General features: G+C 52.9%; 15 protein-coding genes and 1 CRISPR repeat array. Of the genes, 4 read left to right on the forward strand and 11 right to left on the reverse strand.

Annotation, left to right across the window (positions count from 1 at the left end):
* The first annotated feature begins 85 nt into the window (after positions 1-85).
* The 4 genes from L5220_RS04355 to uppS all read left to right on the forward strand — a co-directional run bounded on the left by L5220_RS04355 (position 86) and on the right by uppS (position 4,078).
* The gene (locus tag L5220_RS04355) at positions 86-925 is read left to right on the forward strand and encodes a prohibitin family protein (protein WP_499571870.1); all 840 of its coding nucleotides are present in this window, start codon (positions 86-88) and stop codon (positions 923-925) included.
* Positions 926-1,047: 122 nt separating this feature from the next.
* Entirely contained in the window at positions 1,048-2,403 is a 1,356-nt protein-coding gene (lysA, locus tag L5220_RS04360; RefSeq protein WP_499571873.1) for a diaminopimelate decarboxylase, read from the forward strand.
* A gap of 18 nt (positions 2,404-2,421) precedes the next feature.
* On the forward strand, positions 2,422-3,306 hold the full coding sequence (gene cdaA / locus L5220_RS04365) for a diadenylate cyclase CdaA (RefSeq protein ID WP_099797876.1): 885 nt from the start codon (positions 2,422-2,424) through the stop codon (positions 3,304-3,306).
* A 22-nt stretch (positions 3,307-3,328) separates the two neighbouring features.
* Positions 3,329-4,078, forward strand: coding sequence for a polyprenyl diphosphate synthase (gene uppS, locus L5220_RS04370; RefSeq protein ID WP_499571879.1), 750 nt, complete (start codon positions 3,329-3,331; stop codon positions 4,076-4,078).
* 33 nt (positions 4,079-4,111) lie between these two features.
* Positions 4,112-4,828: direct repeats of the CRISPR family, unit length 29 nt; unit sequence CGGTTCACCCCCACAAGCGTGGGGACAAC.
* 16 nt (positions 4,829-4,844) lie between these two features.
* Here uppS and cas2e read toward each other — a convergent pair.
* From cas2e to L5220_RS04425, 11 genes are all read right to left on the reverse strand, one after another.
* The gene (gene cas2e, locus L5220_RS04375; RefSeq protein WP_448515114.1) at positions 4,845-5,120 is read right to left on the reverse strand and encodes a type I-E CRISPR-associated endoribonuclease Cas2e; all 276 of its coding nucleotides are present in this window, start codon (positions 5,118-5,120) and stop codon (positions 4,845-4,847) included.
* Position 5,121: 1 nt separating this feature from the next.
* Entirely contained in the window at positions 5,122-6,039 is a 918-nt protein-coding gene (cas1e, locus tag L5220_RS04380) for a type I-E CRISPR-associated endonuclease Cas1e (protein WP_448526943.1), read from the reverse strand.
* A gap of 98 nt (positions 6,040-6,137) precedes the next feature.
* Positions 6,138-6,758 (reverse strand): type I-E CRISPR-associated protein Cas6/Cse3/CasE, encoded by a 621-nt coding sequence (gene cas6e / locus L5220_RS04385; RefSeq protein ID WP_448527320.1) that lies wholly within the window; start codon positions 6,756-6,758, stop codon positions 6,138-6,140.
* On the reverse strand, positions 6,740-7,384 hold the full coding sequence (gene cas5e, locus L5220_RS04390; RefSeq protein ID WP_448527319.1) for a type I-E CRISPR-associated protein Cas5/CasD: 645 nt from the start codon (positions 7,382-7,384) through the stop codon (positions 6,740-6,742). Before cas5e ends, cas6e begins: the two co-directional genes overlap by 19 nt.
* A gap of 1 nt (position 7,385) precedes the next feature.
* Positions 7,386-8,522 carry a type I-E CRISPR-associated protein Cas7/Cse4/CasC gene (gene cas7e / locus L5220_RS04395; RefSeq protein ID WP_448527318.1) on the reverse strand — a complete coding sequence of 379 codons (1,137 nt, stop codon included), beginning with the start codon at positions 8,520-8,522 and terminating at the stop codon, positions 7,386-7,388.
* Positions 8,523-8,638: 116 nt separating this feature from the next.
* Positions 8,639-8,848, reverse strand: coding sequence for a DUF2283 domain-containing protein (locus L5220_RS04400; RefSeq protein ID WP_448527317.1), 210 nt, complete (start codon positions 8,846-8,848; stop codon positions 8,639-8,641).
* The gene (locus L5220_RS04405) at positions 8,845-9,108 is read right to left on the reverse strand and encodes a DUF4258 domain-containing protein (RefSeq protein WP_448527316.1); all 264 of its coding nucleotides are present in this window, start codon (positions 9,106-9,108) and stop codon (positions 8,845-8,847) included. The genes L5220_RS04400 and L5220_RS04405 overlap by 4 nt, the downstream gene beginning before the upstream one ends.
* Positions 9,105-9,656, reverse strand: a complete 552-nt coding sequence (casB, locus tag L5220_RS04410) for a type I-E CRISPR-associated protein Cse2/CasB (protein ID WP_499571885.1) — start codon at positions 9,654-9,656, stop codon at positions 9,105-9,107. The genes L5220_RS04405 and casB overlap by 4 nt, the downstream gene beginning before the upstream one ends.
* An 11-nt stretch (positions 9,657-9,667) precedes the next feature.
* Positions 9,668-11,218, reverse strand: a complete 1,551-nt coding sequence (casA, locus tag L5220_RS04415; protein ID WP_499571887.1) for a type I-E CRISPR-associated protein Cse1/CasA — start codon at positions 11,216-11,218, stop codon at positions 9,668-9,670.
* 16 nt (positions 11,219-11,234) lie between these two features.
* On the reverse strand, positions 11,235-13,970 hold the full coding sequence (gene cas3, locus L5220_RS04420) for a CRISPR-associated helicase Cas3' (protein ID WP_499571890.1): 2,736 nt from the start codon (positions 13,968-13,970) through the stop codon (positions 11,235-11,237).
* Positions 13,967-14,260 (reverse strand): WYL domain-containing protein, encoded by a 294-nt coding sequence (locus L5220_RS04425; protein ID WP_499571892.1) that lies wholly within the window; start codon positions 14,258-14,260, stop codon positions 13,967-13,969. Before L5220_RS04425 ends, cas3 begins: the two co-directional genes overlap by 4 nt.
* Positions 14,261-14,270: the final 10 nt, after the last annotated feature.

A 14,270-nucleotide genomic window follows, 5' to 3' on the forward strand; every position in this document is an offset into this window, starting at 1 on the left:
AGGATCGCCATGACTAGACTCTGAGTGCAGATATGGGATCGATAGAGCATTGCGATCCGGTTTTCCCAATTGTCCTGAAAGCTATATGAATCAACTGCTCAACTCTCGCCTGATGTCTGCTGTCCTAATTGTGGCGGGGGTGATCTTCGTTTTTCTGCTCAATGCAGTGGTGGTCATTAACCCCGGTCAAGCAGGGGTCTTAAGTATTCTCGGGAAGGCTCAAGATGGCCCGCTGTTGGAAGGGTTGCACTGGAAACCCCCCTTCATTGCCGCGGTGGATATTTACGATGTTACGGTGCAAAAATTTGAAGTTCCTGCCAAAAGTGCCACAAAAGACCTACAGGATATTACCGCCAGTTTTGCCATTAATTTTCGTCTCGATCCTTTAGCCGTTGTGGAGGTTCGCCGCACCCAAGGGACTCTTGAGAATATTGTTACCAAAATCATTGCCCCGCAAACTCAAGAAGCATTCAAAATTGCTGCTGCTCGCCGCACCGCTGAAGAAGCTATTACAAAACGCGATGAACTGAAGGATGACTTTGATACGGCTCTTAGCGATCGCCTTGCCAAATACAACATCATTGTCCTTGACACCAGTGTGGTGAATCTGGACTTTTCTAACGAATTTTCTAAGGCCGTAGAAGACAAACAAATTGCTGAGCAGCGGGCGCAACGGGCCGTCTATGTCGCCCAAGAAGCCGCCCAGCAAGCCCAAGCCGAAATTAACCGCGCTCAAGGCAAAGCAGAAGCTCAGCGCCTATTAGCTGAAACCTTGAAGGCAGCAGGGGGGCAACTGGTTCTGCAAAAAGAAGCCATTGAAGCGTGGCGAGAGGGCGGTGCCCAAGTGCCAGAGGTGCTTGTTATCAATGGCGAGGGTGGCACACCACCCTTCTTCTTGAACCTGGCACCCTCCCAGTCAAAGTAGGATGGCAGCCGCGAGAGATTTTGAAGCGACAATATTTTTAGGGTGAGCGATCGCCCAAATCCCGCCTAAAATTGAGAGGAGTAGCTCGCTCCTAACCGTTAGATTTCTGTCAACATTCAGCCATGACTCCAGCCTTTGCCCCCCTTTCACCAAATCAGCAAATTTTGCCACTTACTGCCGAAACTAATTCTCGAGGACATCTTGTCATTGGTGGCTGTGATGTTGTTGAACTTGTTGCCCAGTTTGGCTCCCCCCTCTACATCCTTGACGAGATAACCTTTCGCACCGCTTGTCGCCAGTACGTCGATACCGTCCAGCACAGCTATGGGGGTGACACCCTAGTACTATATGCCTCCAAAGCGTGGAACTCCTTAGCAACCTGCGCCCTTGCCCATAGCGAAGGGTTAGGCATTGATGTGGCCTCTGGGGGTGAACTTTACACCGCCTTGGCGGCGGGTGTGCCTGCCTCCAAGATTTACTTCCACGGTAACAACAAATCCCCTCAAGAATTGCTCTACGCCCTTGAAGTGAACTGTACCATTGTGGCGGACAATTGGTTGGAGTTAGAACGATTGGCTGCCTATGCCGAAGAGCACGATCTGGGAATGCCGCCCCGGGTGATGCTGCGACTGACGCCGGGGATTGAGTGCCACACCCATGAGTATATCCGCACGGGGCATCTTGACAGTAAATTTGGTTTTGATCCCCAGCAATTTCCTGAGCTGCTCCGGTTTGCCCGCGCCCATCCTGAACTTGACTGGGTTGGAATCCATGCTCATATTGGGTCGCAGATCTTTGAGCAGCAACCCCACCTTGATTTGTGCATCGTTCTGGTGGAGTGGCTCCAAGCAGCGCGGGAGGCTATGCTGCCCATGCGGGAACTGAACGTAGGGGGCGGTCTAGGTATTCGCTATGTTGAAACCGATAATCCACCGGCGATCGCCCCGTGGAGCAAAGCCATTAGCCATCACCTCAGCCATGCCTGTCGCGATCGCAACCTTGCCTTGCCAAAACTCATTTGTGAACCGGGGCGCTCCATTGTTGGGCCAGCCGCCGTTACCGCCTACACAGTCGGCAGTCGCAAAACCATTCCTGGGCGACGTACCTACATTGCTGTCGATGGGGGCATGTCTGACAACCCCCGCCCCATTACCTACCAAGCGCAGTACACCGCCCTGTGCGCCAATCGCATGACTGCCGCTGCCACTGACACTGTCTGCATTGCTGGCAAGCACTGCGAATCCGGCGACATTTTGCTGCCAGCCGCCACCTTACCCCCCCTGCAACCCAACGATATCCTTGTTATTGCCAGCACCGGTGCCTATAACTACAGCATGGCCTCTAACTACAACCGCCTAACGCGGCCAGCAGCAGTACTGGTGTGTGAAGGCGAGGCGAATCTAATTTCGCAACGGGAAACCTACGCAGATCTTACGGCTCACGATGTTTTACCCCTACGCCTGACACCCACCACCTAGGAGGACGAGAGTACTTGGATGATTGTCCTCACCCTTGGCCTCCTTGGAACCCTACCGTGGCCACTGGTTTCCTCAGAAACACAAACCCGCTTAAAAATGCTTGTGGATGTGGTGTTGGTGTTGGCCTTAACCTACACTATTTTACGGGTCATTGCAGAGCGGCGGACGCTGTGGATGGTACGTGGCTTTATCTTCCTCATTTTTGCTGCATCCCTGAGTCGGGCGCTTGAACTTAACTTTCTCACCTTTGTCCTGAATAATCTGGTCGTGGGGTCAGCGGTGGCGCTAGCAGTGATTCTCCAATCGGAAATCCGTATTTTCCTAGAGCAGTTAGGGCGGGGGCAGTTTTTTGGCCAACCAAGGGTGGAGTCAACCCTGACCAATGATGCTGTGGATCTAGTGGTTGCTGCGGTGAAAGAACTCTCTCAGGATCGCACAGGCGCGTTAATTCTCCTAGAAACCCACACCCAGCTCAGCCCCCAAGACTTTACCCATGCTGGCATTCCCTTGCAGGCTCGCCTCTCTCCCGAACTCATTACCTCAATTTTTCAGGTGAACTCGCCCCTACACGATGGCGCTATTTGGGTACGCGGCAGTGAAGTGGTGGCGGCCAAGCTCATTTTGCCCTTGTCAGAGCGCACGGGGCCATGGCAGTTGGGTACCCGTCACCGTGCCGCCTTGGGCATTACCGAGCGTATTAGTCACTGCGTTTGCGTTGTCGTCTCTGAGGAGACAGGCTCAATTTCCCTTGCCTTTAAGGGAGACCTTCAGCGTCCCCTCACAAGCAGTAAACTAGGGGAGTTGCTGCGTCAGTACGTGCAGGAGGAAACGGCGGGAACTTCCAAGCCAAGTCAGCGTCACCGCAGCTTAAAATTCTGGAAAATGGTTTGGCCTCTCCGCTAATTTGAGCCTATTGGATGTGCCCATGACCCTACAGCCCCATTCCCTGATCACACTACCGGATGATCTTGATCCCGATCGCCTTCCTCGCCATGTCGCTGTCATTATGGACGGGAATGGTCGCTGGGCACGGCAACGGCACTTACCCCGGATTATGGGGCATCAGCGGGGGGTAGATACCCTCAAGGACTTGCTGCGCTGCTGCAAAGACTGGGGGATCGAGGCCTTAACCGCCTACGCCTTTTCAACGGAAAACTGGGGTCGCCCTCTACCGGAAGTCGATTTTTTAATGACCCTCTTTGAGCGGGTGCTGCGGCGGGAACTCCCAGAAATGGTCGAAGAAGGGGTACAAATCCACTTTGTGGGAGATTTAACCTGTTTACCCCCCTCGCTGCAAGCGGAAATTGAGCGGGCGATGTCGGCGACGGCTCATAATCAAAAGATCAAGTTTGTGGTAGCCACGAACTATGGCGGCCGGCGGGAAATTATCCAAGCCTGTCGCTCCCTCGCAGCAAAGGTTAAAGCAGGGGTACTAGATCCAGCGGACATTGATGAGGTGCTCTTTGAGCGGCATTTGTACACTGGGGGATTACCGGATCCCGATTTGCTGATTCGCACCAGTGGCGAAATGCGGGTGAGCAACTTTTTGCTGTGGCAGGTGGCCTACGCGGAAATTTACGTGACCAACACCCTCTGGCCCGATTTTGACCGAGCCGCCTTCCATGAGGCACTCCGGAACTTTCAGCAACGCCAGCGCCGCTTTGGGCGACTATAAAAGACTATAAATAAAATAATATAAATAAAAAAATGGTTCACCCCCACAAGCGTGGGGACAACATTCGGGCACGCCAATGCTTAGCGTTCCGTTGACGGTTCACCCCCACAAGCGTGGGGACAACCTGCGTTGGTGTTGATTTACCCTCCGTTCAACGTGGTTCACCCCCACAAGCGTGGGGACAACGCCGCGGCGATCGCCAACTTGATTGATTATTGGCCGGTTCACCCCCACAAGCGTGGGGACAACGGTAATCAGGGTTGTCGAGTTTTGCCCTGATTTCCGGTTCACCCCCACAAGCGTGGGGACAACATTCGGGCACGCCAATGCTTAGCGTTCCGTTGACGGTTCACCCCCACAAGCGTGGGGACAACSKGCGTTGGTGTTGATTTACCCTCCGTTCAACGTGGTTCACCCCCACAAGCGTGGGGACAACGCCGCGGCGATCGCCAACTTGATTGATTATTGGCCGGTTCACCCCCACAAGCGTGGGGACAACGGCAAAACAACACGCAATTGCTTATTTGGATTACGGTTCACCCCCACAAGCGTGGGGACAACCCTTTAGGCACAAACGACACGCTGCATATTTTCGCGGTTCACCCCCACAAGCGTGGGGACAACTGGTACAACGCGCGTCATTACGCATCCAGCGACACGGTTCACCCCCACAAGCGTGGGGACAACGCTCTGCAAACCAGTCGTAGCGCAGGTTGTGATACGGTTCACCCCCACAAGCGTGGGGACAACACTTCCATTATTGCCACTATGACTGGGTTTTGACAAGGATAACCCCGTCTATGTCTTCTAAGGTTCTGGAAGGCACACCAAAGATCTTCGCTCCAAACCCTTGTTCCGTGTTTTGAGCGTAAATCATGACGGCAGAACCTTTGCCGATTTTGCGCTCAATCAGGTTCCATAACTCTTCCCGCACTAGGGCAGAAACCCGACCGGTGAATACCCCACTCTTTATCTCAAAAAGCCATCGGCTCAGTTCCCCTCGAAGAGCAGGTTTAACGTTTTCCAAAATAATAACAATCACCTCATCCCTCCGAAATAGACCAGTTTTTGCCGCCTTCTACAGAATCAAGCACATCATCCCAAAGTAAGCAGAGCGGTTGTTCTGAGTCGTCACTGGAGCCAAATTCAAGAACCGAGTCAATGTCTTGAACCAAGCGAGGCATAAGCCGAGTACTCGTGAAGCGTTCTCGGCATTTGCGGCGGATAACGCTATCGAACTCTGAGGGGCGCGCTTCAGCAGTTCCTTCAAAGGCTGCCGGAATTGTAGTTTCGCCTTTGTATAAGTCGGCAATGTCATAAACAAACGAAAGGGGCTTGCCGGTGTGAATAAACCCCAGAGCTGGAGCATATCCCACGGATTCAATGGCCGCTTGGCACACTGCATAGAGGTAAGTGTTTGCTAAGGACAAGGCCTTATTGATGGGGTCTGCCGCGTTCCAGTCATTTTGCTTATAGTTGCGCCCCGTCCACTCGATGCCAGTTTCCTTACTCCAATGTTGATAGAGGGTTCTGACCCGCACTCCCTCGTGCCCCCTAATTTGCTGAAGGGATAGGTCGTCACTCAGGGGTTGCTGAAACCGAAACATATACATCCGCCGCACGGTAGCTAACCGCTGGATTGGGTCAGCCCAAAGAGAAATTTGGTGAAGAAGGCGATGGGTGTTGTTGGCTCCTGATCGCCCGGTCGCATAAAAGCGAGAAAGATTTTCGCCCACCCACTGAATGTTACAGATATTATCAGCGAGCGCCTTGATCGCGGCATGGGTAATTGATGTTCCAGGCCCTAGCAAGAGTGTGCCGATGGCTGCACAGGGAATTAAGTACTTGCTCTCTTCCTTGAAGACGATAATTGCTTGCTGCTCTTGTTCGATGCGGCAGTGCTCGAAGTACAAGAAACTGATGCGATCGCGGTTTTTGGGTAATGTGCGTAAGGTAGCCATAGCTAAAGCTGATTATGGGGTAAGGAATGGGGAAAGTAGGATGGAACAAACATCCTAGAAAAATAAAAAGTAGATGAAGACGAGTTTCAGCGTTTGCGCTAGCTTACTCGCGCCAAGGACAGTAACCCACACCCGTAGGATTTACCTCTTCCTAGCCCGCGTTGGACGGTCACAACAAACTGATCGGGGGCGGTAACTTCTAAAACACCCTGAAAGAGGGCTGTGGTCATACGAATGGGGGCGACCCCCTTTTCCTTGATGCCAAAGACGTTGGGGGATGGGATGGCATCGGCACTGTGGAGCCGAAATCCACAGCGATCGCCTTGGCGCTTGAGCCATGCCAGTTGCTCAGAGCGGCGATACAAGCCAACGGTTTTCTTGGTTTGGTGGTCTCGTTTGCTGGGGTTGGCTCGCAGACGAAACTGAAAGACGCGACCTAATGTGAACTGGTCGGCTCCTAGGTTGATGGGTTTCACCCGATGATCGTGCAGGTATCCTGCCGGTAGCTTTGACCAATCAGGCTCAATCGCAGACTGTACCAGCACCACATCACTATCGGGTTCGTGACGGAACAGGATATGCCAGTCTTGACGGGGGCGATCGCAGTTTTCCTCATCAGGAAAGGCTTGCATGATGCGCTGATGAAACCTATGCGCATTGCTCAAGTCTTGGTAGATTTGCAATTGCCGACGATTCAAAATTAACTGGGAAAGGTACATATAGCCTCCGGTCGGTAGTAGGTTGTGCTGACAATGCGGCGACCAAAGCGGCGGCGTTGCCAGTCGAGGGGAACATCTTGGCGGATATCAGTGCCATCGTTGGTCTCGATCACCAGTCGCAGTGACGCTGGTGGTTCTTTACGTCCCCGATGCTCATAGACATGGTTTTGCAGAGCAGGTAGTAAGGGTTCATCAACAATGCCAATGCAAATGGGATGGCTAGGAATAAAGCTCTTACGACCAAGATAGAGTTGCCAGCGGGGCAGTCGGAGGGCAGCATCTAGCACAGTGAGTTGCTCAAGGTCTCCCTCTAGCCCTACCAGATAGTCGCCATCGGCCACGTAGTAGCGATCGCTCAGGGTCGTATGGGCCTTATTCCTATCCCGCATGTTGTCTTGCACCGTGTGGTAATCCCGTTGCAGCACTCCTTCTTTGTTGACCCGCACCCCCATTTTGAGGGCGGTGAGGTCAGCCACAGGCTCCCAACGGGGTCGACCAAGGGCAGCACAGAGCAACCCAATCACGGCGGATTTGGTGGGTTCGCGGCGACTATCGCGATGGCCAAACTGACTATGGTCACCCCAACTCATCATCGGTGCTCTTAGCCGCATGAGAAGCGTTGGCATTTTACTTGCCTCCATTGCTGAGGGCGGCTGCTAGGGCTTCTTTCAGCAGCGTGTCCACCGAGTCTCGTTTGACATCGGCCAGTGTTTCAAGCTGTGCAGCCAAACTCGTGCGGGTGACAATGCCCTTGTAAACTACACCGGTTTCGCCATACATTTTGCTGAGGTCAGCCCAGTGAGTATCTAGGGCTTTGACGGTATTTTCCAGTAGGCTCTTGCCGTTCTTAGGCGAGATGGGGTCTTCAAAGGCATCCACGAGGGAAACCGGTTGCCCTTGGCGCACGACGGCCATCACCACGGCGGGGCGGGTGTGGGCGGCAAAGCTGTTTTGGTGGCCGGAAGGGATGGCATGAACAAAGGCATCGGCAAAGGCGTTGATGATGGCATTAAGGTGATCCGTACTACCCAAGTTCTGCTTTAGTTGCTCGGTATCTAGGGTGGCAAAGCGGTAATAGGTAGAGCTGTTGTAGCCCGTCTCACCCATGTGGTCAGCGCCGGTTTCGTCATCCCCGCCCAAATCATCCACGGCAGTGAAGAAATCGAATTCCTGTTGCAGGGTGTTGACGCTGATGGCGTGGGCTATTTGCACCGCTGCGTCCACATTGACGGTGGGCAACGAGGCCATCATCCGTCCAAAAAGCGCCACATCGCCCGGTTTGCCAGTTTCTACTAGGGCTTTTTCGATGGCCTTGGTAATCTCTTTGGGCAGTTCAGGCTTGTCTCCAGCCAAGCCGGGTTGAATATCCGCCCAATTGTTGACGAGGATGTTGGCGATCGCAGCCAGTTCCGTCTGTCCCAAAAACAGAATTGTTTTGGTTTTACTTGGCTTTTTCGGATCCTCCTCTGCACCCAAGAATTTCAAAGCTAACTTGGCGGCCAATGCAGCTTGTTGTTCAGGAATTTTGGTTTGGGTTAGTAAGGATTTCAGATTAGGTAACCACGAGCGAGAACGATTGGCAAACTGGCTAGGACTCACCTCTGAATATTTCTGATAATACAGTCGCACTGCCCGCTTTTGGCACTGGCTAGAGATGCGGGCACGGGGACGACCGCCAAAAATCGTGGATTTGGGCATCCCATTTTCATCCCGGTTTAAGTTGGCGGGGGGAAAGCTTTGAATCAAATGCAGTTCAAGTTTCATGAGAACCTCCTTTAGGAAATAAAAGATTTAACTAACAAGTCCAAACAATAATAAAGTTCATCTTTTTCGATGACGACAGAGAGTTGATACATTGTTTTTCCTCCTGATTTTTGCGATTAATGAGGTGCGGGTTTTGCAATCATGTAGCTAACAAATTGAGGATCATCGACACGCTGAGAGGCATCTAATACCTCTAGGCCGACGACATTGCCCTGGTCATCAAAGTCGAAAATAATCCCTGATACATCTTCATCACTTTCGCTAATGGTCGTATCTCTAAATAAAATTCTCAGTACATCAACCTCTGGGTCGTAAATAATTTTCATGACATCCTCCAGTATTTTTGAATTTTGCTAGTTCGATAGACTGTGATTACAACCGATGGCGAGATAGTTTCATCTACAAAGACTCGCAGAAGATATTGCTTTTCGCCATCAAAACGGATTCTAGATTGGTAAATTGTGCGCCGATTTCGCCCTAGCAAGATCTGCTCCCGCTGCGAAAGTACTGCTTCTACCTGTTCTCGGGCAATGCCCCGGCGCTGCATTTCTTCCAAAGCGTGGGCTGTAAATCTAACCTGACTCACGACTCAGGCTCGTCAGCTATACTAGGTGGTGCTGCCCGCCAGAAGGTTTTGGCCCACTGGTCTTGGATAAATTGATCAGGATGATCCCAGAAACAGAGATCGGCTATGAGTTGGGGATAGTAGATGGGAATTTTCTTGTCCTTTTTACTTTTAATCTGTCGCACCAACGCTGTCATCGGAGATTGGATATTAGCAAGATCGGTATCTAGCAAGGCTTTAAATCGCCGTTCTGGGCCTTTAGATTGACTGCTGTTGTGTAAGTCTAGGCAGCTTTGGGCAAAATTGCGGGGGGCTGGCTCAAAATCTTGATCATGGTAAATCGAGAGGCAGGCCACAAAAATCCAGATATCCTGTTGCCGCTCGTGGATACCTTCCAAATAGGGCAGTGTAAAGGGATAAACCTTGCGCAGATGGTGGTGTTCACCGGAGAGTGCCCGTTTGAAAGCGGCTTTGGCACCGGTATCATTTTTGATGCGATCGCTAATTTCCTGTAGGAATTTCGTTTCTCGTTCTAGTCGATTACGGGTTGGGGTCTGGGTTTTGGTCATGAATTAGGCTCCTAATTAGCAACTTTTTCCTTTTTCTTGGCGGCGGTTTTGGCTTTCTTGGCTGCTTTCTCCTCTGGGCTAGCCCGCAGATCAGCTAGTTTCCGCTCTAGGGCATGCAGGGCAGCGGCTCTGGCTTGGTAGTTACGAATGGATGCAATCGACTCGGTAAAGGCATTGCGGGCAGCGGTTTGCACCGTCTGCGTCCACGCGGGCAATTCTTTGAAGCCGTAGCGGGTGATGCCATCGGCTCCGGTTTGGCTGTCTCGGGGGAGGGCATCGAGCAGGTTTAGAAAGGCGCGATCGAGGGTCGCCCAGTAGCGAGATTCCCCATCGAGGGCACTGGCCAAACTACCTGCCTCCCCATACTGGAGGACGTCTGCTAGGGCGAAGTAGGGGCTACCCTTGAAGGAGCGGAAGATTTGTTGATGTTCTTCGGCGATCGCGATCGCTTTCTTCAGCACCGTCGCCAATTCTGTATCCGTCACATATTGAATGGGTGCCGAAAACTGCTCCCAACTCCAGCCTAAAGGCTTGGCCTTATCGGCACTGAGGCCAGAAATTTGGAAGGTCACGACATCATCAGCCAAGTCCTCTGCTTTCAGATCAGCGAGCCAATCCACAATGCGGGGGCGATGTTGCGTTTCTGCCGTGAGTAAAAACGCATCCGCATTGCGCCACAACTGCTTACTGAGAGACAACCGCACGGGCTTGTTGTCACGGTAGGCAACTCCACATTCCCACTGCTGGGGTGAGACCTTATCGGGCAAAGCATTTCCCATCGTGATTGCCAACTGGCTGACCTTACCGTTTTGGGCAAACAGCCGTAATCGTCGCCACGGAAAGGTGAGGTAGCTGATGTAGCCATGGGGGGTTGCTTCCTTGGGTTTGCCGCCATAGCCCGTCTCCCAAGCGGGCAGATCCTCTCCGGTGACCACACTGGGTATTTCGGCTGTGGGGTCGTAGCGCATCAGGTTAAACAACAGGGTTTGCTTCAAGGTGCTGCCCCGCACTAAGACATTAGCAACGTTGATTGTTGGTGTATTCACTGCTGAGCGGTTACCGCTGGATTGACCGACGTAAAAGGCGCGCAGGCTGGTGATATCCACACCTTGAAGTCGCACTAGCAACCGAGCGGATTGGGGTAGAGAGAGGCTATAGCCGCTCCACTCGTGCTCATGGGAAAATACCTCAGAGGTACTCATCGTATGGATAGCGTAGATGGGAACGGCTTTATCTAGCGGCAAGATTGGGTCTTGCATGAAGGGATAATCCGGGTCGAGTAGGTCAAAGCGATCGCGCCATTGGTTGAGGTAGGCGATCGCCCCCTGGCCGTTATCGTCACAAATCTCTTGCCAGTGGTCTTCATTGCGCGGCCCTTGGTAAGCGCGATGCAAAATCGCCAATAAAAAGCGATAGAGCGCCAGAGTGGTTGGTGGATTATCTCCCTGTATTTCCTGTAGGGTGTCCCAAGTTTGGAATAGCGCTATCAGGGAAATCTCTTTGATCTGGAAATCGGGTGTCATCACCGGAATCCAAGGTTCATCAAGCAAATTAAATGACATTTGTAAAAACCCTCCTCTAGTTTTCTGAATCTTTCTCAATCAGCACCCCCAACAAGGGATGCAACGTCAGTCGCCAATCCTGCACCCTCGCAACGCCCTGAGCATTGACCTCCACATAACGGCAGTTGCGCAGTAGAGCCGAAGTCCAAGTTTTGGGGTTATCCTGAGCGGTCAGTGCTTTTACCAGTTCCTTTTTAGACAGGCGAGTGCTGTAGCTCAGTAGCTTGCGAATCATGGCCAAGTTAGGCTTAGCGGTCAGGTCTACCTGTTCTTGAGTGCCCGGAAAGACCAGTCCAGTCTCAGTGCATTGCAGAAAGACGGTCACTACAGAGGGTTCACCGAGGCGGGTGGCGGCGGCGATCGCACTTTCGTCGTCTTCCTTTTTCCGGTAAGTAAACTGATCGGGCTTAACGTTAGCATGGGGCGGCGGAATCTTGACTTCATGGGCGCGGGTCTTTTTGGCTTCCTCCTCCTCGGTTTTGTACGTTTCCAGAGACGTTTGCCAGTCCTCCGCATGGATTGGCTCAAGATCTGCTGGAATAGCCATGTCTAGGTGATAGACCGACTCAATGAGGGCATCAGTTTCTTCGGGCAGGGTGAGGCTATGGCGTTGCCGTAGAGCCAGCCAAGTTCGCAGCAGAATGTGGCGATCGTAGACATAGCGGCTGTCCCCAAACTCGACGGTGTCCTTAGCGGTTAAGGTCGGCTCAACAATCCACAGGGTTGGAGTTCCGAGGGATGCCGGTCGCCCATTGCGGGAATGGCGATGCAGCCGCCCAGATCTCTGTAACAGCAGGTCAATCGGTGCAATGTCGCTAATCATCAGGTCAAAGTCCACATCTAGGCTTTGCTCAATCACCTGAGTGGCCACCAGCACAAATCGATGGGGGCGATGGTCAGTCCTTTTGCCAAATTTTTCTAGGCAGTCCTTTTCGATTCGCTCCCGATCCTTGAACAGAAAACGGCCATGGAATAGACCTAGTTCTTCGGGTGCAAAGTGCGCTTGCAGCCGTTGGTAAACTGCTTGGGCACGGTTTACTGTGGAGCAAATCACCGCCGCACAGCCACCCTCATAGCTGAGCACCTGGTGCAGTTCTGCGGGCCATTCGTCGTCGCTGGCCCAGCGAATCGCTAAGGCCCGGCGAACGTGGTCTGAGGCGGCAAAGGTCTGGGCTACGGTTGTTCTATTGGAGAAAGCGGTAATCCGAGGGTAGGGAGCCTCTGGTAGAGGCGGAACGGGCTGATTGCACCCCGTGGCGTAGGCGGTGAGCAAGCGTTGGCGGGTGGTGGCAGGTAGGGTCGCAGAGAGGGCAATCACTGGAGAACCCAGCACCGCTGCCCATTCCAGAAATCGCTCTAGCAGGGTACTGGTGTAGAGGTCATAGGCGTGAATCTCATCCAAAATAATGGTGCGCCCGGCTAAGCCAAAGAGGCGGACGAATTGGTGGCGCGATCGCACCACCCCCATTAAGCCCTGATCCAGCGTGCCCACCCCGTAAGTACTGAGTAAGGTGCGTTTCCGCGCCGTGTGCCACTCACTGGCAAACMCCCCCCGCCCCTCCTCGTCATAGACCTGATCCAGCCGACAGACGGTTTCTTGGTACTCGCCTTTTAGTGCCGCTGCACTATGACTGAGGGTAAGGTTCACCACCTCATCGGGGTAACGCTTTTGCAAAAACGCCCGCACTCGCTCAAACATAGCGTTACTGGTGGCTTGGGTGGGCAGGCCGATGTAGAAGCCCCCTGCTTGGGTCTGGTGTTGCAGACAATCCGCGAGGTACAGCGCCACTTCCGTTTTGCCTTCCCCCATCGAGGCTTCCACCATCACTAGACACTGCGCTGTCAGAGTCTCCGTGAGCTGCATTGCGGCATCCTGGAGAGGACGCGGATCAGTGATGAAGGAGAACAGTTCGGTAAACGCCAAAGGCTTTCCGGTTTCCAGTTGTCTCCAGCCCTGGGCTTTGAGGGCTTTCTTTGCTTTTTCGGCTAACCCTACCTGATAGGTTTCAAACGGCTCATCATTCGCATAGGGAAAGCCCACTTTCTCGTCTGGATTTGAGGCAATCCAGTCAGATACAGTGGTGAGTCCTGCCAAAATCATGGCGGCAGCATTATCGCATTGGCTGGGCAGATCTTCGGGAGTGAGTTGCACAAAGCCTTGAAGCTGCTGAAAGATGCTGAGGCTGTGCTGTCGCCATACGCTACGTTCATCGGTGCCAGCGATCGCACTATCCAAATCATCAATCTCTTTCTGGGCCGGGAAAAACCCGTGGTGCCCACCGACGATAGTACCGAGTTTCCGCGCCAATCGCTTGGCATGGCGCTCAGACAAATCTCGACCGACTCCAATATCAATAAGAAAATTTGGCAGCGTTGCCGCGGTTACTGTTCCATGAGGAGCATTCTGAGGTTTTTGCCGCTCACGGGGTAGAGAAGACCAGCAATCGTAAAGAGTTTCTCCCGCCAGAAGTTTGCCAACTTCACTCACTTGAAACTGAAAGGCAGGGCTGACTTTGCCCAAGTCATGGCTACCCGCCATAAAGCCACAAAATCGCACTAAAGATTCATCGTCCGGCAAGCCCAAGCCATTGGCAAGGCGCTGACGCGCAAGCGGACTGAGGTAAGTTCTGACAATTTCCATTGCTACTGCTGCTGTATCTGCCAAATGACAAATCACTGGATGGTACTTGGGTTGCCCATCCTGCCGCAGTTCTCCTTGGCCTGTCTTGGCCCAAAACTTTGGCTGACTCATTCCCCGGCCTCTTCGTTAGCATAGCGATCGCTCATGGCCTGTATCTCCTCCTTCACCATCTTCACCAACGCCGGTGGCTTCAGCACCCGTGCCCCTCTGCCATAAAACAACACCCACCGTTTCACTTCATTCAGTCCCCGCGCCACAAACCGCAGCGTTAGCGATCCATCGGCGTGTTCCTCAATTTGCTGCGTTGGATGCCAGCGGCGTTCACGAATGTAGGGCGCAGTGGGCGGATCAAACCAGATAACCATTTCTTGGGGGACACCCCCCACCTCATACTGAAACACCGATGCAAAA

Origin of the sequence: Synechococcus sp. PCC 6716 (genome assembly GCF_022570815.1) — a bacterium.
Lineage (GTDB): Bacteria > Cyanobacteriota > Cyanobacteriia > Thermosynechococcales > Thermosynechococcaceae > Thermosynechococcus > Thermosynechococcus lividus.